Source organism: Mucilaginibacter antarcticus, from assembly GCF_042686155.1.
Lineage (GTDB): Bacteria > Bacteroidota > Bacteroidia > Sphingobacteriales > Sphingobacteriaceae > Mucilaginibacter > Mucilaginibacter antarcticus.
The window spans coordinates 77,378-98,364 of record NZ_JBHUON010000013.1 but is presented as its reverse complement, the minus strand read 5'-3'; the positions used below and the strand labels follow the sequence as shown (position 1 = coordinate 98,364).

The 20,987-nt window shown below is 43.3% G+C and carries 19 protein-coding genes; 12 read left to right on the top strand and 7 right to left on the bottom strand.

Annotated elements, in window-relative coordinates; translation table 11 throughout:
* The first annotated feature begins 98 nt into the window (after positions 1 to 98).
* The 3 genes from ACFSYC_RS12090 (at position 99) to pruA (ending at position 2,945) form a co-directional block, all read left to right on the top strand.
* The gene (locus ACFSYC_RS12090) at positions 99 to 590 is read left to right on the top strand and encodes an RNA polymerase sigma factor (protein WP_377127739.1); all 492 of its coding nucleotides are present in this window, start codon (positions 99 to 101) and stop codon (positions 588 to 590) included.
* 58 nt (positions 591 to 648) lie between these two features.
* Positions 649 to 1,212 (top strand): hypothetical protein, encoded by a 564-nt coding sequence (locus ACFSYC_RS12085; protein ID WP_377127736.1) that lies wholly within the window; start codon positions 649 to 651, stop codon positions 1,210 to 1,212.
* 101 nt (positions 1,213 to 1,313) lie between these two features.
* Positions 1,314 to 2,945, top strand: coding sequence for an L-glutamate gamma-semialdehyde dehydrogenase (pruA, locus tag ACFSYC_RS12080; RefSeq protein WP_377127733.1), 1,632 nt, complete (start codon positions 1,314 to 1,316; stop codon positions 2,943 to 2,945).
* Positions 2,946 to 3,077: 132 nt separating this feature from the next.
* Here the strand turns inward: pruA and can (ACFSYC_RS12075) are convergent, their stop codons facing one another.
* The 4 genes from can (ACFSYC_RS12075) to ACFSYC_RS12060 all read right to left on the bottom strand — a co-directional run bounded on the left by can (ACFSYC_RS12075) (position 3,078) and on the right by ACFSYC_RS12060 (position 6,721).
* Positions 3,078 to 3,740: a carbonate dehydratase gene (gene can, locus ACFSYC_RS12075; protein WP_377127731.1), complete on the bottom strand. Its 663-nt coding sequence runs from the start codon at positions 3,738 to 3,740 to the stop codon at positions 3,078 to 3,080.
* Between the two features lie 198 nt (positions 3,741 to 3,938).
* Positions 3,939 to 4,646, bottom strand: a complete 708-nt coding sequence (gene can, locus ACFSYC_RS12070) for a carbonate dehydratase (RefSeq protein WP_377127728.1) — start codon at positions 4,644 to 4,646, stop codon at positions 3,939 to 3,941.
* Positions 4,647 to 4,720: 74 nt separating this feature from the next.
* Positions 4,721 to 6,328, bottom strand: a complete 1,608-nt coding sequence (locus ACFSYC_RS12065; RefSeq protein WP_377127726.1) for a SulP family inorganic anion transporter — start codon at positions 6,326 to 6,328, stop codon at positions 4,721 to 4,723.
* Positions 6,329 to 6,400: 72 nt separating this feature from the next.
* Positions 6,401 to 6,721 (bottom strand): hypothetical protein, encoded by a 321-nt coding sequence (locus tag ACFSYC_RS12060; protein WP_377127723.1) that lies wholly within the window; start codon positions 6,719 to 6,721, stop codon positions 6,401 to 6,403.
* Positions 6,722 to 6,826: 105 nt separating this feature from the next.
* On the opposite strand from ACFSYC_RS12060, the gene ACFSYC_RS12055 reads away from it, so the two are divergent.
* From ACFSYC_RS12055 to ACFSYC_RS12015, 9 genes are all read left to right on the top strand, one after another.
* The gene (locus ACFSYC_RS12055) at positions 6,827 to 8,368 is read left to right on the top strand and encodes an acyl-CoA carboxylase subunit beta (RefSeq protein WP_377127720.1); all 1,542 of its coding nucleotides are present in this window, start codon (positions 6,827 to 6,829) and stop codon (positions 8,366 to 8,368) included.
* A gap of 130 nt (positions 8,369 to 8,498) precedes the next feature.
* Complete coding sequence (locus ACFSYC_RS12050; RefSeq protein WP_377127717.1) at positions 8,499 to 8,924, top strand: endonuclease domain-containing protein; 426 nt, start codon at positions 8,499 to 8,501, stop codon at positions 8,922 to 8,924.
* Positions 8,925 to 8,989: 65 nt separating this feature from the next.
* Positions 8,990 to 9,409, top strand: coding sequence for a GNAT family N-acetyltransferase (locus ACFSYC_RS12045; RefSeq protein ID WP_377127714.1), 420 nt, complete (start codon positions 8,990 to 8,992; stop codon positions 9,407 to 9,409).
* Positions 9,410 to 9,522: 113 nt separating this feature from the next.
* Complete coding sequence (locus ACFSYC_RS12040; RefSeq protein WP_377127711.1) at positions 9,523 to 10,641, top strand: M42 family metallopeptidase; 1,119 nt, start codon at positions 9,523 to 9,525, stop codon at positions 10,639 to 10,641.
* A gap of 53 nt (positions 10,642 to 10,694) precedes the next feature.
* A complete protein-coding gene (locus ACFSYC_RS12035; RefSeq protein ID WP_377127709.1) occupies positions 10,695 to 11,600 on the top strand; it encodes a nucleotidyltransferase family protein in 906 nt (301 codons plus the stop codon).
* An 82-nt stretch (positions 11,601 to 11,682) separates the two neighbouring features.
* Positions 11,683 to 11,880 (top strand): hypothetical protein, encoded by a 198-nt coding sequence (locus tag ACFSYC_RS12030; protein ID WP_377127706.1) that lies wholly within the window; start codon positions 11,683 to 11,685, stop codon positions 11,878 to 11,880.
* On the top strand, positions 11,831 to 12,223 hold the full coding sequence (locus ACFSYC_RS12025) for a DUF6660 family protein (protein WP_377127703.1): 393 nt from the start codon (positions 11,831 to 11,833) through the stop codon (positions 12,221 to 12,223). Before ACFSYC_RS12030 ends, ACFSYC_RS12025 begins: the two co-directional genes overlap by 50 nt.
* 60 nt (positions 12,224 to 12,283) lie before the next feature.
* Positions 12,284 to 14,464: a TonB-dependent receptor gene (locus tag ACFSYC_RS12020; RefSeq protein WP_377127700.1), complete on the top strand. Its 2,181-nt coding sequence runs from the start codon at positions 12,284 to 12,286 to the stop codon at positions 14,462 to 14,464.
* A 57-nt stretch (positions 14,465 to 14,521) separates the two neighbouring features.
* A complete protein-coding gene (locus ACFSYC_RS12015) occupies positions 14,522 to 16,783 on the top strand; it encodes a glycoside hydrolase family 31 protein (protein ID WP_377127697.1) in 2,262 nt (753 codons plus the stop codon).
* Positions 16,784 to 16,933: 150 nt separating this feature from the next.
* Here the strand turns inward: ACFSYC_RS12015 and dnaK are convergent, their stop codons facing one another.
* The 3 genes from dnaK to ACFSYC_RS12000 all read right to left on the bottom strand — a co-directional run bounded on the left by dnaK (position 16,934) and on the right by ACFSYC_RS12000 (position 20,943).
* Positions 16,934 to 18,847: a molecular chaperone DnaK gene (gene dnaK, locus ACFSYC_RS12010; RefSeq protein WP_377127694.1), complete on the bottom strand. Its 1,914-nt coding sequence runs from the start codon at positions 18,845 to 18,847 to the stop codon at positions 16,934 to 16,936.
* Between the two features lie 294 nt (positions 18,848 to 19,141).
* A complete protein-coding gene (gene rplQ / locus ACFSYC_RS12005) occupies positions 19,142 to 19,765 on the bottom strand; it encodes a 50S ribosomal protein L17 (RefSeq protein ID WP_377127691.1) in 624 nt (207 codons plus the stop codon).
* Positions 19,766 to 19,950: 185 nt separating this feature from the next.
* A complete protein-coding gene (locus ACFSYC_RS12000) occupies positions 19,951 to 20,943 on the bottom strand; it encodes a DNA-directed RNA polymerase subunit alpha (protein ID WP_377127689.1) in 993 nt (330 codons plus the stop codon).
* Positions 20,944 to 20,987 lie beyond the last annotated feature (44 nt).

Here is a 20,987-nt window from a genome sequence, read left to right as displayed (position 1 = left end):
GTCATGAGTATAATTAAACCGGTTTCTAAAAAAATAATTTCATTAATTGTAATTTTCCCCATCGCCGTTATACTAACTGTGTAGAAGTTAAATAATAGATGCCAAAACATTTACAATATCAGTACATCAACCTGGTTCAGCAACACGCGGGGATCATCCATAAGGTTATCGGCCTTTATGTCGATGATCCGGAGGACAAAAAGGATCTGTACCAGGAAGTCTTACTGCAGGGTTGGAAATCATTCGGCAGCTTTAAAGGCGATGCAGCTTTTAGCACCTGGCTTTACAAAGTTTGCCTAAATACGGTACTAACTTTTAAGCGACGCGAGTATAAGTTTAAAGAAGCAATTGCCGAAGCAGAACCACCAACACAAACTGTTAAAAATGAAAATAGCGAGTTGCTATATTACTTGATTAAACAACTGCCTGAAGTGGATAGAATGCTCATGATACTGCACCTCGACGGATACAAGAACATAGAGATAGCCGAGATTACCGGCACAAAGCAAAACTATGTTAACGTGAAAATACACCGACTAAAAAATCAATTAATCACCCAATTTAAAAACAAAGCCAATGGATCTTTTTAAAGAGTGGGATACACTGAATAAAACAAAGTTTAATACCACACTAACTAATCAAGAAATTATGAAAGCAATAACCCAAAAGTCAAACTCGAGCTTGTCAACCCTTAAAACTAATTTGAAGTATAATATATATTGGGCCGCCTTTTTTACAGCAGCAAACAGCATATGGATATTATTTAGCCTTAATAAAGGCGAGCTGCTAAGCATTCTTCTGCTATCATTTGTTATAAATGTCCTTTATTTGATCGTCACTGTTATTTATTATAAGAAAATACAACTAAATATTTCAGCTGATGCAGGTGTAACTCAGGCAATACAGCTTAATTATAAAATTATATCAAACACATTGATGTTTCAAAAAAACTGGGGAATGTTTGCCACGCCCATATCGCTGATTACCGGCTCACTCATAGTAAACTACTACTTTGGCCATACAGTGTCGGACTATTTTAACAACACCCATAAGCTGACATCTCTTCTTATCTGCCTGATCGTACTGGTTCCTTTAGCCGTTATTATGGGTTCAAAAATGACCCAAAAAGCCTTTGGGGGGCATTTAGATCAACTACAGAAATACATGATTCAATTAGAAACATTAGAGGATAAAGACACGCTACCGGCATAGGCTACAACAAAGTCCTTGCCTGTCATCAAAAAATCATTTGCATTGCTGCTCATTTACATATCCGCACATATTCCGTAACTTCGTGTAAATTAACTACTGCTATGCTAAAAGGATTTTTTAACGTTCCGACTCCGACGAACGAGACTGTACTAAACTACGGCCCGCAAAGCCCGGAACGTGCAGCGCTTAAAGCTGCCCTGGCCGAAGGCCGTGCCTATAAAATTGATATACCCATGTACATTGGCGATAAGCAGATCTTTGAAGGTAAACGCCTGGAGATCCGCCCACCGCATGACCATAAACACCTGCTGGCTAACTTTTTTGAAGGTGATAAAAGCACCGTTGAGCAAGCCATTGAGGCCGCCCTTGCCGCTAAAGCCGATTGGGAAGACATGCCCTGGGAGCAACGTGCTGCCATTTTTCTAAAAGCTGCCGATTTATTTGCAGGCCCTTACCGTGCAAAGATCAACGCAGCTACCATGCTGGGCCAATCAAAAAATGCTTACCAGGCCGAAATTGATGCCGCTTGTGAGCTGGTTGACTTTTTGCGTTTCAACGTAAGTTACATGACGGACATTTACGCGCAACAACCGCCGGTGTCGCCCAAGGGGATTTGGAACCGTGTGGAGCAGCGCCCGTTAGAAGGCTTCGTTTTCGCGCTTACGCCATTTAACTTTACTGCTATAGCCGGTAACTTGCCTGCAAGTGCCGCCATGATGGGTAACGTTGTGGTTTGGAAACCAGCCTACACCCAGATATACGCCGCTAACGTATTGATGCAAGTGTTTTTAGAAGCCGGCTTACCTCCAGGTGTTATCAACTTAATTTATGTTGATGGGCCGGTTGCAGGTGATGTAATATTTAATCACCCTGATTTTGCAGGTATTCACTTTACGGGCTCGACCAAAGTTTTCCAGGACATTTGGCAAACTATTGGTACCAACATACACAAATACAAAACTTACCCACGCATTGTTGGCGAAACAGGGGGTAAGGATTTTGTGCTTGCCCACCCAAGCGCTAACGCCGAAGTGGTAAGTACCGCCCTTGTCCGCGGCGCTTTTGAGTACCAGGGACAAAAATGTTCTGCAGCCTCAAGAGCTTATATTCCGGCTTCATTATGGCCTGCTGTTAAAGAATTTATGCAGCGCGATCTGGCTACCATTAAAGTTGGCCCTACCGAGGATTTTGAAAACTTTGTAAATGCTGTAATTAGCGAGGCATCGTTTGACAAACTGGCTAAATACATTGATGACGCCAAAGCAGATAGCAGTGTCGAGATTATTGCCGGCGGCACTTACGACAAGAGCCAGGGCTGGTTTATACAACCTACCGTACTGCAGGTGCAAGACCCATACTACGTAACGATGTGTACAGAGCTGTTCGGCCCGGTACTAACCATTTATGTTTATGAGGATGATAAATTTGACGAGATATTGCAGGTAGTAGATAAAACATCTATCTACGCCCTTACCGGCAGCATTATATCGCAGGATCGCTATGCTATTGCGAAGGCTACACAGGCATTGCGTAATGCAGCAGGTAACTTCTACATTAATGACAAGCCTACGGGTGCAGTAGTTGGGCAGCAGCCATTTGGCGGCGCACGCGGATCAGGCACTAACGATAAAGCCGGCTCAATGATCAATCTATTACGCTGGGTATCGCCACGTACTATCAAAGAAACCTTTGATCCGCCTAAGGATTATAGATATCCATTTTTGCAGAAATAAAGCTCCTTCCCCCCTAAAGGGGTACTTTCGAGAACGTTAATAAGAAAGGCCAAAGTTTATCACTTTGGCCTTTCTTATTTAATATCAAGCATAGCGAAATAAGTTATCCACTATATCCACCATTTCTCCCCTTTAGGGGGCCGGGGGGCTAAACCTAAACACACTCTCCATTTTACCATTGTCGGTAGTGCTAACTTCCATGTCTTTTATAATCCCTGTTTCAATACTGTATACCCAGCCATGCACAGATAAATCCTGACCATTGGCCCAGGCGTTTTGTACAATGGTGGTTTTGCAAAGGTTGTACACATTCTCTATCACGTTTAATTCCACCAGGCGATCAACGCGCTCTTGCTCATCTTCAATAGCAACAAGTTCATCGGCATGCAAGCGATACACATCTTTAATGTGGCGCAGCCAGTTGTCTATTAAACCAAATTCCTTATTACTCATTGCGGCTATAACACCGCCGCAACCATAATGGCCGGTAACGATAACGTGTTTAACCTTTAATACATTCACGGCATAATCTAACACGCTCAACATATTCATATCTGTATGGATAACCATATTGGCAATGTTACGGTGTACAAATATCTCGCCCGGCTTAGTATTGGTTATCTGGTTGGCAGGTACGCGGCTATCGGCACAACCTATCCACAACACCGGCGGCGACTGTCCTTTGGCAAGTTTGGCAAAATAGTCCGGGTCAATCTTCAGCGCGTCGGCAACAAACTTTTGGTTGCCTTCCAGTAGCTTTTGGTAACTAATACTATTGTCATTTTGAGCACACATAATATTTTGTTTTTCTTGTTATTTACTTACTTGTTGATGGTATATTCTTAGCAAAAGAACGTATTTTCTTATTAAAATCTGATATAATTTCTGCTTCCATGCATAATTAGCTTCACAAAAAACAAACGGTTGGTAAAGCAGTAAAAACCCCGGCTGGGTTTAGCCGGCACGGGGTTAACTTAAACCAAACAACTATTTTTAGTGAACAGCTACTTCATCGTCATTAAATTCATATACATAGCCCAGGCTATGCGAGTCGTTGTTACTAACCTTCAGGTCTTTTATTAAACCGGTGTTAATGTCAACTATCCAGCCATGAACTTCAAGATCAGAGCGTTCTTTCCAGGCATTTTGTATAATGGTAGTTTTACATAAGTTGTAAGACTGCTCAATAACATTCAGCTCAACCAAACGGTTAACTTTAGCTTCCTGGTCAGATATACGGTCAAGCTCATGCGCGTGCATACGGTAAACGTCTTTAATATGGCGTAACCAGTTGTCTATCAAGCCAAACTGCTTGTTAGTTAACGCCGCAGCAACACCGCCGCAACCATAGTGACCAGCTACAATAACGTGCTTTACCTTCAATACGTTAACCGCATAATCAAGCACGCTTAGCATGTTCATATCCGTATGCACGCATACGTTGGCAATGTTGCGGTGTACAAACACCTCGCCCGGGTTGGTACCGGTAACCTGGTTGGCAGGTACGCGGCTATCAGCACAGCCAATCCACAATACCTCGGGGCTTTGACCTTTGGCCAGGGTTTTAAAGTACTCAGGGTCTTCCTTCAGTTTACTGTCAACCCACTCGCGGTTGCCTGACAGCAATGCGGCATAGCTTTCTTTTTGGCTCAAAGCCGATTTAGAAACTGTTATATCGGTTTTGTTTTTCTCGTTATTCATCGTTATAATTTTGTTAGTGGTAACCATTATTAGCTATGTTGCATAGCTTTGATTTACTTTCGTACTTTTTTTATTTAGAGCCTGGATGATTGACTAAGGGTTTTAAGTTTAGGTACATCATAGCGGTCTTTTATACCTATTAGTTGTACAATAATGCCCTTCGTGTATGCATTGTGCTTGTAATTATAAATGATCTCTAATACGTCCGGATCTATATACCTTGAGTTTGAACCGTCAATTATTACTTCCGTCTCTTTGGGCATGCCAGTAAGCGTTACCTGTATGGCAGCTTTGTTCAAGAAAGAAACCTCTTCGGCAAGCCGTATCTTGATGATCTTTTTGTTCTCGCTCTCTTCAATGTGATAGAAATAGGGGTTGCGCATGTTTGTACGCAGTATGTAAAATACGCCCACTATTAAGCCTACACCTACGCCAATAAGCAAATCTGTAAATACCACAGCTACAATGGTTACCACAAACGGAACAAATTGATGTAAACCCTTCTGCCACATGTGTTTAAACAAACCAATACGAGCTAATTTATAACCTGTCATCAATAATATGGCAGCCAAACATGACAGAGGTATGTAATTGATCAGCGAGGGTATTAATATCAATGCCAGGGCCAACCACACACCATGAATAATAGCACTCATTTTTGTGCGCGCCCCGGCATTTACGTTTGCCGAAGAACGAACTATAACTGCCGTCATAGGCAAGCCGCCCAGCATACCGCTTATAATATTACCCGCGCCCTGGGCCACAAGCTCGCGGTTGGTTGGCGATATCCTTTTGATAGGGTCAAGCTTATCTACCGCCTCAAGGCTAAGCAACGTCTCTAAACTGGCTACTATAGCAATGGTTACAGCGGTTATCCAAACCTCTTTATTTGTTATTGCAGCAAAATTTGGCGATTTAAACAAGCCGAAAAATTCGCCGGCACTATTCACTATCGGGATCTGTACAAATTGCTTATCTCTTAACCCAAAACTTGTTCCGTCAAATACTAAACCTAATATTACGCCGGATACCACTACCAATAATGGCGCGGGCACCATGGCTACTTTTTTAAACTTAGGCCAGTAAATCATTATCAAAATAGATAATGCAGCAATTATCGTTGCACCATAGTTAATTTTTGACAGCGCACCAAAGATTCCAGAAAAGGTGTTATGTTGATCGGCCTGATTAAACGCTTCGTCGCCCTCAAAATCAGCGTCATAGCCAACCGCGTGCGGAAACTGCTTCATGATCAAAATAATACCGATAGCGGCAAGCATACCCTCGATAACTGCCGAAGGGAAGTAGTTACCTATAGTACCTGCCTTAATAATACCAAGTAAAATCTGGATAACACCAGCCAACAATACGGCCAGCAAAAACGTTTCGAAAGAGCCTAAACCGGTAATAGCGTTAAATACAATTACCGTTAAACCCGCTGCCGGGCCGGCAACACTTAATTGCGACCCGCTACACGCGCCAACAACTACGCCACCTATTATACCGGTTAATATGCCCGAAAATAATGGTGCGCCTGAAGCCAGGGCAATACCCAGGCACAACGGAAGGGCGACTAAAAACACAACAACACTTGCCGGAAGATCTCTTTTTAAATTTTTAGGCAGAAAATACTTTTGGAGATTAAGACCGCCCATAGCAGCCCCATCTTGCTTAATTTGCATACAGAATGTTTTGAATAAATGATTAAATGAATAGCAATGCATCCCCGGTGTGTACACACCAGGTTAGATCATTTAAACGTTGGGAGGGGGTGTCGGAACGACAGGATGGTAAAGATGAACAAGCAGCGCGTGTTCCTGGTTATGCAGATAGGTGGTTTCCAATTGGAAGGGATCGAAGTGGAAGATGGAAGTCAAAAGTTCGTCAAAACTCTTCTTTTCCTTAAAAGCATCTTTGTCAGGATCCTCCTTCTCGCCTTTATTCTCCTGCTCCAACTGCATAATTACCGCACGTGCGGTGTTTTTATCTAAAATCGAAATTAACGGCACAAGGGATATACTCATCTTTGCAGCAAAGATCAGCATAAATATTACGGCTGTTAGTTTACGGGGCATTAGTTAGTGCAAAGATACAAATCTAAAGTTTGTATTGTCAGGTCGTGTAACGGCATTTTTGTAATTAAATTGTTAATTTTATCAATCAGCTATAAATAACCCGTTGTGAACGACAAGATAAATTTACTAAAAAACAAACGTCAAAAAGCCCTTGCCGGGGGCGGAGAAGCCAGGATAGAGAGCCAACACAAAAAAGGGAAACTCACCGCCCGCGAGCGTTTACATTTTTTAATGGACGAAGGTAGCTTCCAGGAGATTGGCATGATGGTTACCCATCGTTCAACCGACTTTGGTATGGAGACAGAAAAGTACGCCGGCGACGGCGTAGTTACCGGATATGGCACAGTTAATGGAAGATTAGTATATGTTTTCTCGCAGGACTTTACCGTTTTTGGTGGTTCTTTATCAGAAACTCATGCCGAAAAAATCTGTAAGATCATGGACCTTGCCATTAAGAATGGCGCGCCGGTTGTGGGGCTAAATGATTCGGGTGGCGCGCGGATCCAGGAGGGTGTGGTATCATTAGGTGGCTATGCTGATATTTTTTACCGCAACACCATGGCGTCGGGTGTAGTACCGCAAATCTCGGCAATTATGGGTCCCTGCGCAGGCGGGGCGGTTTACTCGCCGGCTATTACCGATTTCATTTTGATGGTAGAGCATACCTCTTACATGTTTGTTACCGGCCCCAATGTTGTTAAAACCGTCACACATGAAATAGTGACATCAGAAGAACTTGGTGGCGCTAACACGCATGCCAGCAAATCGGGCGTTACGCACTTTGCCTGTACAAACGAGATTGAGGCTATTAACCATGTTAAAAAGCTGCTAAGCTATATGCCGCAAAATTGCGAGGATAAGGCCCCTGCCCTACCTTACGAGTCGGCTAATGAATTGCGCCCTGAGCTGAACAGCATTTTACCCGAGGCTTCGCTTCAACCCTATGATGTGCGCGAGATCATCAGCCATTTAATTGACAGCGAATCGTTTTTAGAAGTACATAAGGATTTTGCCGAAAATATAGTTGTAGGCTTTGCCCGACTGGCAGGCCGCAGCATTGGCATAGTGGCCAACCAGCCCGCATTTTTGGCGGGTGTGTTAGACAGGCACGCCTCTACCAAAGCCGCCCGCTTTGTACGCTTTTGTGATAGCTTTAATATCCCGCTGTTGGTTATTGAAGATGTGCCGGGCTTTCTGCCGGGCACAGACCAGGAGTGGAATGCCATCATCACCAACGGAGCTAAGCTATTATATGCTTTTTGCGAAGCTACCGTTCCGCGTGTTACCGTAATTACCCGTAAAGCATATGGTGGGGCTTATGATGTAATGAACTCTAAACACATTGGCGCCGATATGAACTTTGCATGGCCATCTGCAGAGATTGCCGTAATGGGCGCCAAAGGCGCTGCCGAGATCATCTTTAAACGTGAGATCAGTGGAGCGGAAGACCCGGAAGGCAAATGGCGCGAAAAGGAAAAGCTTTACGCCGACACCTTTGCCAACCCTTACCGTGCCGCTGAGCGTGGTTTTATAGATGAGGTAATTGAACCGGCGGAGACACGTCTAAAACTCATCCTCGCCTTTAAAATGCTGGAGAATAAGGTGGTTAATCATCCAAGAAAAAAACATGGGAATATACCGTTGTAAGGTAAGATTTCTAATGTTCGATGTCGGATTTAAATATTGTCCCAAATCGCCACTAAAGAAAAAGAGCCAAAGCCTCGTGCGATTCCCTCCCTCGGGAGGGTAGGGAGGGGTTCACCAAGTGACAAACAAAATGGTTAAGATAATCCCATACAACCCCAATCTAAAGCGACTGGCTCAAAAGCTCAGAAAAGACATGACGCCCGGCGAGGTCTTACTATGGAAGGAATTGAAAGACAATAAATTCCATGGTTTTGATTTTGACAGACAAAGATGCATCGACAATTACATAGTGGATTTTTATTGCAAAACGCTTCAACTGGCGATAGAGGTTGATGGCATGAGCCATAACGGCGAAGAAGCTTTCAATAAAGATGCGTTACGGCAAAAGAGATTAGAAAGTTTAGGGGTAAACTTTATCAGGTTTTCTGAAAGTGAAATAAAAAGCGAAATATTAAATGTTATCAGAGCGCTTGAGACAGTAATGATTGATTTGATCAAAGGCGATCCTACGTTAGTTTTACCTGCTAATTTTGACAAATCTATATTGAATAGTTAACGAAACCCCTCCCTACCCTCCCGAGGGAGGGAATCACTGGGCCGGTGCTTTTTCTTATTTTATTTATGACAATACCCCACATCCATATCGAACAAATCCGCCCAGAGCATACCTGGAAACTGCGCCGGGAGGTATTATATCCCGAACTAAAACTCAATGAAATGGCAATGGAAGAGGATAACCATGGCTACCATTTTGCTGCTTTTAAGGATAACTATATTGTGGGGGTGGTATCGCTGTTTAAAAACGGGGCCGACTTTCAGTTTCGCAAATTTGCGGTGGCGGAGGAAGTACGGGGTATGGGGATTGGTAAACAGTTGCTACATTTTATAATGGACTTTGCCGTAGACGACGGCGCAACCCGCATTTGGTGCAATGCCCGCGATACCGCTGTAGCTTTCTATGCAAAATACGGCTTTACCTCAACCGGCCAATTGTTTACCAGGGGTGGCTACAACTATGAGATAGTTGAAAAGCTTGTTTAAGCAGAAACATTACCGCCCTTTATGATGTTAACAGCTAAAAAAGCTATTGGCTTTGTGCGTCAAGCTTTAAGTAAATATTATATTTGTCGCGGTTTAAAAACCTGAACAACATTATGTCTAAAAAAAAATCAGATAAAAAAGAGCACGTTGCTGTAGTAACCGATACATCGTTAGCTTTTCTTGAAAAATATATCAATAACGCCTCGCCTACCGGTTTTGAGTGGAAAGGCCAGGAGTTATGGCTTGATTATATCAAACCTTATGTAGATGAGCACTACGTGGATAATTATGGCACCGCGGTCGCCGTTATCAACCCGGAAGCCGAATATAAAGTAGTAATTGAAGCGCATGCCGATGAGATCTCGTGGTTTGTTAATTACATTACCAACGATGGGTTGATCTATGTTATCCGTAATGGTGGTTCAGATCATCAGATTGCCCCGTCAAAACGCGTTAATATCCACACCGAAACCGGTGGGATTGTTAAAGCAGTATTTGGTTGGCCGGCCATACACACCCGCTTGGGTGGCGAGAAGGAAGAAGCCCCGTCACTTAAAAACATCTGTTTAGATTGTGGCGCCATATCAAAAGACGAGGTAGAAAAAATGGGTATCCACGTTGGTAGCGTTATTACTTACGAGGATGAGTTTATGGTATTAAATGACCGTTATTATGTTGGCCGCGCGCTTGATAACCGCGTTGGTGGTTTCATGATAGCCGAGGTTGCCCGCCTGCTGAAAGAGAACAATCAAAAACTACCATTTGGCTTATACATTGTTAACGCTGTGCAGGAAGAAATTGGGTTGCGGGGCGCCGAAATGATTGCCCACCGTATAAAACCTAACGTCGCTATTGTTACCGACGTTACGCATGATACGCAAACACCGATGATCAGCAAAATAACCCAGGGCGACCTGGCTTGCGGCCGTGGCCCGGTTGTATCCTACGCGCCTGCGGTACAAAACAACCTGAACAAGCTATTAATGGAAACTGCTGTAAAAGCAGAGATCCCTTTTCAACGTCAGGCATCATCACGTTCAACCGGTACAGATACCGACGCGTTTGCTTACTCAAACGGCGGCGTACCATCAGCATTAATTTCATTGTGCCTGCGTTACATGCATACCACTGTTGAAATGGTGCACAAAGAGGATTGCGATAACGTTATCCGTTTAATTTATGAGTCGCTGTTAAATATTAAAGCCGGCCAGGATTTTAGGTATATTAAATAATAGAATAATAACTCACAGACATAAAGGTGTTTTACTAACACTCCACAATTACTATGAAACCTACACTATTAATTTTGGCCGCAGGGATGGCCAGCCGCTACGGCAGCATGAAACAAATTGATGGCTTTGGCCCAAATGGCGAAACCATTATCGATTACTCTATCCATGATGCTATTAAAGCAGGCTTCGGTAAGATCAGCTTTATTATCCGCGAAGAATTTTTAGACTCGTTCAAATCTATCTTTGAACCTAAGCTAAAAGGACGTGGTGTAGAAGTTGATTACGTTTTTCAAAACTTTGATCTAACACCATTTGGTATTGATAAAGAAATTGAGCGCGCTAAACCATGGGGAACTGCCCACGCCGTTTTAGCTGCCCGCAACCAAATTAACGAGCCTTTTTGCGTAATTAACGCTGATGACTACTATGGCTATGACTCATTTGAGAAAATGGCTAAGTTTTTAACTACCGAGGCTGACGATACCCACTACGCGTTAGTTGGCTACCAAATAGACCGTACTTTGTCCGACCACGGATCAGTATCGCGCGGTGTGTGCGAGGTTAACGCCTTAGGCAATATGACCGAAGTTAACGAGCGTACCGAAGTTTATTTTAAAGAAGACGGCAGCGTAGCTTACAAAGACACCACCGGCGAACATCCATTACCAAACGAAACCCGTGTATCAATGAATTTTTGGGGCTTCACCCCCGCTGTTTTTCAGCAAAGCGAGCCGATGTTCCGCGAGTTTGTTATGGCTAACGAAGAGAATCCAAAAGCAGAGTTTTTCATTCCGCTTGTTGCCGATAAATTGATAAAAACCGGCACCGCATCTTTCAAAGTTATCCCAACCGGTTCAAAATGGTTTGGTGTAACTTATAAAGAAGATAAAGAAATTGTACAAAAATCAATCTCAGAATTGGTAGCTAATGGAGTTTATCCGGCTAACCTTTGGAATTAATTGAGTGCTATCAATAATAAGAAATCCTGCCCGTTTGGGCGGGATTTTTTGTTTACCTTGTTTTTTACTCACCTAAACCATTATGAAAACACTACTTACCTTTGCCCTGGTTCTGTTTACGCTAACTGATGCTGTTTGTCAGTCCACAGAAGACAATGTCGAGTTTAAAAACATTCACATTGGTGTTTCAAATAAAAATAAGCTAACAGACGCCGCTGTTGTTATTGATTATGATAGTAAGGGCATCATCAAGGAAATATGGATCGGCAACAATAGCTAAATCTATAACCAAAATCAATTACATTTACCACGTGAAGTTTCTGTGCACTATATTGACATTTATGGTACTACTGCTTACAGTAAAGCCATGCTGTGCAGATAATTGCGCCGACGAAACTTCAATATCAAAAACGGAACAAAACAGCACCTCTCCCACAGAAAAAGAATGTGCTGGCTGTTCGCCTTTCTTTGCCTGCGGTACTTGTGTTGGTTTTGTAGTTCATAAGTTAGTCCAACTTACTTTTATTGCACAGCCTGAAGTTGTAACGCATGTCAGCAGCTATAAGCAACCGCTGCTTAAAGAGATAACGCTCTCCATTTGGCAGCCGCCGCAGTTAAGTTAATCCACATTTGTTGAAGCCGCCTCGCGTCTTATTGTATTAACTTTTACGCTAAATTTTCTCATGAAAAAACTCATAGTGCTTTTTATTGCACTGCTATATACTGCTGCGGCCTGGTCGCAAAATACGCTTAAGGCTGTTGTTAAAGATGCTAAAACAAATCAGCCACTGGTTGGGGCCTCGATTAGTATACAGGGCACCACAATAGGCGCCACTGCCGACAGCAACGGCCTTGTCACCATAACCGGCGTTGCCGATGGTAAGATATTGATACGGACTACATACACCGGCTATCAACCACGGGTGGATACACTCACGTTTCCGCTTACAACCTATATTGTGTTATTTATAACACTTACCCCAAATGACGATGGCGAAGAACTGGAACAAATTGTTGTTACTGCTACACGCAGCAGCCGCACCATTCAAAACATCCCCACCCGAGTAGAAGTAATATCCGGCGAAGAGCTGGATGAAAAAGCCAACATGAAACCCGGCGATATCCGTATGCTACTGGCAGAAAGCACGGGCATACAAACCCAGCAAACATCTGCTACCAGCGGTAACTCCAGCATCCGCATACAAGGGTTAGATGGTAAATACACACAGATCATTCGGGATGGGTTCCCTTTATACTCCGGTTTTTCAGGCGGCTTGGGCCTGTTGCAAATTGCCCCGCTTGACCTGAAACAGGTAGAGGTAATTAAAGGCTCATCATCAACCCTGTACGGCGGCGGCGCCATAGCAGGGCTGGTGAACCTGGTGTCAAAAACGCCGACCGCTAACAGGCAGCTTAATTTTATGCTGAATGGCACATCGGCACTGGGATTGGATGCCAGTGGCTTCTATTCGCAAAAGTTCAAAAAGATGGGCGTTACTACTTATGTAGCTTATAATCATGGTTCGGCTTATGATCCATCGGGGATCGACCTTACTGCTATCCCTAAATTTGACCGCTTTACCCTCAACCCGAAGCTCTGGTTTTATTTAAGCGATAAAACGACCCTGATTACCGGCATAAATGCGATAGTAGAAAACCGTATAGGTGGCGACTTGCATTATATAAAGGGCGACGCCAGCCCGCAACACAGCTACTTTGAGCAAAACAAAACCGGGCGTTACAGCACGCAGTTACAATTAGACCATCATATCAGTGAGCAGTCGTCGCTGGTGTTAAAAAACAGCGTGAGCTATTACGACCGCAACATCGGCCTGCCGGGTTATAGGTTTTCGGGTGGGCAGTTATCAACTTATAGCGAAGCAACCTACGCGCATAACAGTGCGCAGTCCGATTGGGTAGCGGGCATTAATTTGTTAACTGATAACTTTAAAGAACATCAAAACACTGGCATAGCACTCAGAAGTTACACCTACAATACCCTTGGCGTCCTTGTACAAAACACCTGGAACGCCGCTAAAGTGCTGACTATTGAAAGCGGTATAAGAGGCGATTATCATAACCAATACGGCTTTTTTGTGCTGCCGCGATTATCGGCATTAGTCAAGATCAGCGACCACGTTACCACCCGGTTAGGCGGCGGCCTGGGCTACAAAGCACCGAGTGTATTTACCGAGGATGCTGAGCGTATACAGTTTAGAAATGTATTGCCGATAGATGTAGCCAATACCCGGGCAGAAAGGTCATACGGCGCCAATTACGATATTAACTACCGTACCACTTTGTTTAACGATGCGGTGTCGTTCAGTATCAACCAATTACTGTTTTACACCCGCATTGAAAGCCCCATCATACTTACTGCCTTACCCGATGGCAATTTGCAATACCAACAACCAGCCGGGCATTTAGACACCCGCGGCACCGAAACCAATGTCAAACTAACTTATGCCGATTTTAAACTGTTTATTGGCTACACCCTGGCCGATGTAAAAACGCATACCACCGCCGCTGAAACTACTTATCCGCTAGTATCAAAACACCGCTTAAATAATGTGCTGGTTTATGAGTTGGAAGATAACTTGAAGATTGGTGCAGAGGCATACTATTTTAGTCCGCAGGTACTGAATGACGGCACAAAAGGCCGCGGATATTGGACAATGGGCATTATGGGCGAAAAGATCTGGGAGCGGTTTTCGCTTTTCATCAACTTTGAAAACTTTACCGATATAAGGCAAACGCAATTTGCGCCGATATATACGGGCAGCGTAACCAGCCCCGTGTTTAAAGATATTTATGCCCCACTGGACGGCTTTGTGGTGAACGGGGGGATAAAGTTGAGATTATAGAGTAATAAAGACTAGGAAGTTTTGAAAACTTCACAAGTCTGAACTTGTTCTACTTATATGCAGATAGAAATATTAAGCAATGCCAACAGCGTCATTCAACAAGATAATTACCTGTTAATACAAACCGCCGAAGCCGAAGCCCGTGTTTGGGTTTATAGCCCGACTATTATCAGGGTTTGTATCAGCAAAACGTTTGCGCAAAGCGATGAATCATTCGCGGTAATTGAAAAGCCGCTGGATAATTTTACCTGGCAGCATTTGGCAGACATAGTGGAGGTAACTACGTCTGCCGTAAAACTGGTTATCAACCTAAAGCCACTGCGTTTTGAGTTTTTTACTGCCGATGGCCAGCCCCTAAGTGGCGATGATACACGCTTTGGCACCAACTGGCAGGCCGAGCGGGTTATGAATTACCGCAAGCTATATCCGGATGAAAAATTTATAGGTCTGGGCGAAAAGGCCGGAGATCTTAACCGCCGGGGGCAAAACTATGTAAACTGGAACACCGATGCGGCATTGCATACCATTACAACAGATCCGCTTTATAAAACCTTTCCCTTTTATATTGGCTTACATAGCGGCTTAACGTATGCGGTATTTTTTGATAATACGCATAAGAGCTATTTCGATTTTGGAGCCACTACGGACGAACAGATGATGTGGTTTGGGGCCGATGGTGGCGATATGGATTATTACTTTTTCGGTGCGCAAGGCATCCGCAATATATTAGAAGATTATACCTGGCTTACCGGCCGCATGGAAATGCCCCCGCTGTGGAGCCTGGGTTACCAACAATGCCGATGGAGCTACATGAGTGCTAACGAAGTGTTGGATGTCGCCCGCAAATTCAGAGAAAAGCAGATTCCAGCGGATGTGATGTATTGCGACATTGATTATATGGACGGCTACAAAATCTTCACCTGGAACAAGGAGACTTTCCCTGATCCTAAAGGAATGGTCGACGAATTAAAGTCGATGGGTTTTCAACTGGTAACCATTGTTGACCCTGGAATAAAAATAGACGAAAACTATCCCGAATATAAAGAAGGTGTAGAGAAAGGCTACTTTGCCACCTACCCTAACGGCGAATTATTTACTGGAAGCGTTTGGCCGGGCCGTTGCCATTTCCCTGATTTTCTAAATGCAGAGGTGCGCGAATGGTGGGGCGTTTCATTCAAAGCCCTGGCCGATCCCGGCGTGGAAGGTTTTTGGAACGATATGAACGAACCTGCCGCCTGGGGCCAAAACATGCCCTGGATGGTAAAGTTTGGCGACAAGTTTATGCCCGAGATACGAAATGTGTACGGCATGCAAATGTCTCGCGCCACCTATAACGGCACCAAACGCATCTTAAATGGCAAGCGGCCGTTTATACTCACCCGGGCAGCTTATGCTGGCACACAACGTTATTCGGCCGTCTGGACGGGGGATAACGCTGCCAGTGACGAACATTTGTTATTTGGCCAACGACTGGTAAATAGTTTGGGTTTGGTAGGTATGTCGATGATTGGTGTAGACATAGGTGGATTTATGGGTAATCCTACGGCCGAGCTTATGGTAAGGTGGAATTCACTTGGCCCTTATACACCGATGTTTCGTAATCACGCGGCTTTGGGCATGACTATGCGCGAACCATGGCAGTGGGGAGACGACTACGAGCAGATCATCAAAAAAGATATTGAGCAGCGGTATAAGTTGCTTCCTTACATCTATTCGGGGTTTTACCAATCTACAAAAACAGGTTTACCATTGAGCCGTACATTGGCCATTGATTATACGCAAGACGAGAATATATATGACACAAAGTACCAAAACCAATTCCTATTTGGCGATGCTTTACTGGTTGCGCCAGTCATTAGCACGGTGGATCATGTAGATGTATATCTACCCGCAGGCGATTGGTATCGCCTAAATACTGACGAGCGTTTTACAGGGAATCAAATGGTAAATGTATCATGTCCATTAACTGACTTACCGGTATTTATCAAAGCAGGCGGGATCATCCCCATGCAAAATATCATTCAAAGTACTAATGAGCAAGGTGATGGTGTACTACAGATCCATATTTGGAACGGTGATGACACTAACACCTTTGTTTATTACGAAGATGACGGTGCAACTTACAGTTACCAATCAGGCAGCTATCATAAGCGTACCATAACTTTTGATCCGCAGAAAAGAGAAATTGTGTTTAATCCGGTTGAGGGTGAGTATCAGTCTAAGTATCATAAGCTGGAGCTGGTTGGGCATGGGTTAGACGGTGTGCAATTAAATAGGCAGATAGACAACACAAATGAAGTCTTTGCAATCTCCTATTAAAAATGTCATGCTGAGGAACGAAGCATCGCCAAGCGGCGATTCTATAGTTCGCAGATTCTTCGCTATCGCTCAGAATGACAAACTCTAACAACAATAAAGAGGCTGCCCTGAAATTCAGAGCAGCCTCTTTATTAATATTTAATTTGACAACTATTTACTTTCGTCTTTTACTTCTTCAAAGTCAACATCAGTTACCGTGTCAGAGTGGTCCTGCGGACCTTGACCTGCGCCAGCGTCAGCACCAGGCTGTTGGCCACCATCGGCAGATGCTTTGTACATCTCTTCAGAAGCAGCTGTCCAGGCTGTATTCAGCTCGGCCTGTGCAACTTCAATATCAGCAATGTTTCTAGCTTCGTAAGCAGCTTTCAATTTAACCAAGCCTTCTTCGATAGGTGCTTTTTTGTCTGCAGGCAGTTTGTCACCAAACTCTTTCAGTTGTTTCTCTGTACTAAAGATTAAAGCATCAGCGCCGTTCAGTTTTTCAACTTCTTCTTTTGCCGCTTTGTCAGCATCAGCATTAGCTTCTGCCTCTTCTTTCATCTTCTTGATCTCAGCATCAGTTAAACCTGAAGAAGCCTCGATACGGATCTTTTGCTCTTTACCTGTTGCTTTATCCTTTGCAGATACATGCAGTATACCGTTGGCATCAATATCAAAAGTTACCTCAACCTGTGGCACGCCACGTGGTGCAGGTGGCAAACCATCTAAGTGGAAACGGCCAATAGTACGGTTACCTTGTGCCATAGGGCGCTCACCTTGCAAGATATGGATCTCTACAGATGGCTGGTTATCAGACGCGGTAGAGAAAGTCTCTGATTTTTTAGTTGGGATAGTTGTGTTCGACTCGATCAATCTGGTCATTACACCACCCATAGTTTCAATACCTAATGATAATGGGGTAACGTCTAACAACAACACATCTTTCACTTCGCCGGTTAATACACCACCTTGGATAGCAGCACCAATAGCTACAACCTCATCAGGGTTTACACCTTTTGAAGGCGCTTTACCGAAGAATTTTTGCACTGCATCCTGGATAGCCGGGATACGGGTTGAACCACCTACCAAAATCACTTCATCGATATCAGAAGTGCTGTAACCTGCATTTTTCAAGGCAGTACGGCAAGGCTCAATTGTACGTTTGATCAAGCTGTCAGCCAGTTGCTCAAATTTAGCACGGGTTAAAGTTTTAACCAAGTGCTTAGGCATACCGTCGGCAGCAGTGATGTATGGTAAGTTAATTTCAGTTTGAGGAGTGCTTGACAACTCAATTTTAGCTTTTTCGGCTGATTCTTTTAAACGTTGCAGCGCCATTGGATCACGACGCAAGTCAACACCTTCGTCAGATTTAAATTCGTCAGCCATCCAGTCAATAATAACCTGGTCAAAGTCATCACCACCTAAGTGTGTATCACCATCAGTTGATTTTACTTCGAACACGCCATCACCTAATTCAAGGATAGAAACGTCATGTGTACCACCACCGCAATCAAATACGGCAATTTTCATATCCTTATGCGCTTTGTCCAAGCCGTAAGCAAGGGCAGCAGCAGTAGGCTCGTTAATGATTCTGCGAACTTTTAAGCCTGCAATTTCACCAGCTTCTTTAGTAGCCTGGCGCTGTGCATCGTTAAAGTAAGCCGGTACGGTAATAACCGCTTCGGTAACTTCATGACCCAAAAAGTCTTCGGCAGTTTTCTTCATTTTTTGAAGTATCATTGCAGAAAGCTCTTGTGGGGTGTATTTACGATCGCCAATTTCTACACGTGGTGTATTGTTGTCGCCTTTAACTACCGTGTAAGGCATACGATCAGCCTCTTTAGTAACCTCGTTAAATTGGTTACCCATGAAGCGTTTGATAGATGAAATAGTTTTTGTAGGATTAGTAATAGCCTGACGCTTTGCAGGATCCCCTACCTTACGCTCGCCATTGTCGATGAAAGCTACCACTGACGGCGTAGTACGTTTGCCCTCGCTGTTTGCTATAACTACAGGTTCGTTACCTTCCATTACAGCTACGCAAGAGTTTGTTGTTCCTAAGTCGATTCCGATTATTTTAGACATATGATTATAATTTCTTGATTGTTTACTACAAGCTGTTTATCAATGCGTGTGCCAATTTGGGTTTGGCAGTTATTTTAGTAATAAGTAACAAATAGCAGCTAATGTGGGGTATTCTTTCGTCAGAATGGTGGCGGAGGGTGGTGACAGGTTGGCAGAAATGGTATGACTACTTAGTCAATTCTTAAAACAAATATAAACAAACAACATTCTTCACATATTAAGAAACCACTTATAATACAAAACGCCCCACTCAAATGAGCGGGGCGTTTTCAATATGCTAAAAGCGATAATTAATTATTCGCCTTTCTCTGCATTTTCTTCGTTCGCTGCTGGAGCCTCAGGAGTTGTTTCTTCTGCTGCAGGTGCTGCTTCAGTTTCCGGAGCAACTTCAGTTGCAGTTTCTGCTACCGGAGTTTCTTCTACTACTGTTGCATCTTCTGCTACTGCGGCTGCAGCTACAGGAGCAACAGTTTCGCCTGCTTCAGTTTTGCCTTTACCAGCACCGCCACGACGACGAGTTGATTTTTTAGCAGCTTGTGCAGCATCAACACCGTATACAGTGTTGTAGTCAACTAACTCTATGATTGCCATTTCAGCGTTATCACCTAAACGATTCTCTAATTTTACGATACGAGTGTAACCACCGGGGCGGTTAGCAATTTTCTCAGCAATTTCGCGGAAAAGGATAGTTGTAGCTTCTTTGTCTTGCAAATAGCTAAATACTGTACGACGTGAGTGTGTAGTATCGTCTTTACCTTTAGTAAGTATTGGTTCTACATATACACGTAGAGCTTTTGCTTTAGCTAATGTAGTAGTAATACGCTTATGCAAAATAAGCGAAGTAGCCATGTTACTCAGCATCGCCTTACGGTGACTGGTGGTGCGGCCTAAGTGGTTGTGTTTTTTACCGTGTCTCATTGTTTTGTTTTTTGTGGCACGTGCATACCGTTGGGCGGCTTTAAAGTCAAGCCCGCGGAATTATGCAAATACTCCGTGAAAAATTGTGTTTGGAGTTAGCAAGATCGCCTTGCTATAAAACTCTGTTGTTGTAAATAAAAAGAGGTTAAAGACCAATCACTGATCTCTAACCTCTAATCATTATATTATTCTTCGTCTAATTTAAATTTTGACAAGTTCATGCCAAAAGATAAACCTTTTGATTTTACTAAGTCTTGAATTTCAGTCAATGATTTTTTACCAAAGTTTCTGAATTTCAACATATCAGCAACGTCATAAGATACCAGGTCAGCCAGGCTGCGGATATCAGCTGCTTTTAAGCAGTTTAATGCACGTACCGAAAGGTCAAGATCAACTAACTCAGTTTTAAGGATCTTACGCATGTGTAAAATTTCCTCGTCAACTTCTTTAGTTTCTTCTTTAGCCTGAGCCTCTAACATCATGTTCTCGTCGCTGAACAACATAAAGTGCTGGATCAGGATCTTAGCAGCTTCTTTCAATGCGTCTTCAGGATGGATAGAACCATCAGTAGCAATGTCTAAAACCAATTTCTCGTAATCGGTTTTTTGCTCAACACGATAGTTTTCGATAGTGTACTTAACGTTTTTAATCGGCGTATAGATCGAGTCGATAGCAATAACACCAACGTTAGCGTCAGGGTTTTTGTTCTCATCGCTAGGGATGTAACCACGGCCTTTGTTAATTGTAAATTCAATCTCTAAAGTAACTGCAGTATCCATATTACAAATAACCAGATCAGGGTTTAATACCGTGAAGTTATTTGAAAACTTGGTGATATCACCGGCTTTAAAAGCATCCTGACCGTTAATGATAACAAATACTTTTTCATTGTCGCCAGAGTCGCCTGTCTTTTTAAACCTAACTTGTTTTAAGTTTAATATGATCTCGGTAACGTCTTCGACAACGCCTTTTATAGTCGAAAACTCATGCGACACACCTGAAAAACGTACAGATGTAATTGCAAAGCCTTCCAACGATGAAAGTAATATACGACGTAGCGCATTACCAATGGTTATACCAAAGCCTGGTTCTAACGGACGAAATTCAAACGTACCCTCAAAATCAGTAGACTTTTGCATGATAACCTTGTCTGGTTTCTGAAATGCTAATATTGCCATTTATATCCTTTTTGTTTATTGTTTAATAATTGGATTGATTTCAA

Bases quoted from the DNA above. Each gene is read 5' to 3' on its own strand.
- ACFSYC_RS12050 (WP_377127717.1), top strand. From the start codon at position 8,499: ATGGTTAAGATAATCCCATACAACCCCAATCTAAAGCGACTGGCTCAA.
- ACFSYC_RS12065 (WP_377127726.1), bottom strand. From the start codon at position 6,328: ATGCAAATTAAGCAAGATGGGGCTGCTATGGGCGGTCTTAATCTCCAA.
- ACFSYC_RS12040 (WP_377127711.1), top strand. From the start codon at position 9,523: ATGTCTAAAAAAAAATCAGATAAAAAAGAGCACGTTGCTGTAGTAACC.
- ACFSYC_RS12025 (WP_377127703.1), top strand. From the start codon at position 11,831: ATGATAGTAAGGGCATCATCAAGGAAATATGGATCGGCAACAATAGCT.
- ACFSYC_RS12060 (WP_377127723.1), bottom strand. From the start codon at position 6,721: ATGCCCCGTAAACTAACAGCCGTAATATTTATGCTGATCTTTGCTGCA.
- ACFSYC_RS12035 (WP_377127709.1), top strand. From the start codon at position 10,695: ATGAAACCTACACTATTAATTTTGGCCGCAGGGATGGCCAGCCGCTAC.
- ACFSYC_RS12085 (WP_377127736.1), top strand. From the start codon at position 649: ATGAAAGCAATAACCCAAAAGTCAAACTCGAGCTTGTCAACCCTTAAA.
- dnaK (WP_377127694.1), bottom strand. From the start codon at position 18,847: ATGTCTAAAATAATCGGAATCGACTTAGGAACAACAAACTCTTGCGTA.
- ACFSYC_RS12030 (WP_377127706.1), top strand. From the start codon at position 11,683: ATGAAAACACTACTTACCTTTGCCCTGGTTCTGTTTACGCTAACTGAT.
- can (WP_377127731.1), bottom strand. From the start codon at position 3,740: ATGTGTGCTCAAAATGACAATAGTATTAGTTACCAAAAGCTACTGGAA.
- ACFSYC_RS12015 (WP_377127697.1), top strand. From the start codon at position 14,522: ATGCAGATAGAAATATTAAGCAATGCCAACAGCGTCATTCAACAAGAT.
- pruA (WP_377127733.1), top strand. From the start codon at position 1,314: ATGCTAAAAGGATTTTTTAACGTTCCGACTCCGACGAACGAGACTGTA.
- ACFSYC_RS12020 (WP_377127700.1), top strand. From the start codon at position 12,284: ATGAAAAAACTCATAGTGCTTTTTATTGCACTGCTATATACTGCTGCG.
- rplQ (WP_377127691.1), bottom strand. From the start codon at position 19,765: ATGAGACACGGTAAAAAACACAACCACTTAGGCCGCACCACCAGTCAC.
- ACFSYC_RS12000 (WP_377127689.1), bottom strand. From the start codon at position 20,943: ATGGCAATATTAGCATTTCAGAAACCAGACAAGGTTATCATGCAAAAG.
- can (WP_377127728.1), bottom strand. From the start codon at position 4,646: ATGAATAACGAGAAAAACAAAACCGATATAACAGTTTCTAAATCGGCT.
- ACFSYC_RS12090 (WP_377127739.1), top strand. From the start codon at position 99: ATGCCAAAACATTTACAATATCAGTACATCAACCTGGTTCAGCAACAC.
- ACFSYC_RS12045 (WP_377127714.1), top strand. From the start codon at position 8,990: ATGACAATACCCCACATCCATATCGAACAAATCCGCCCAGAGCATACC.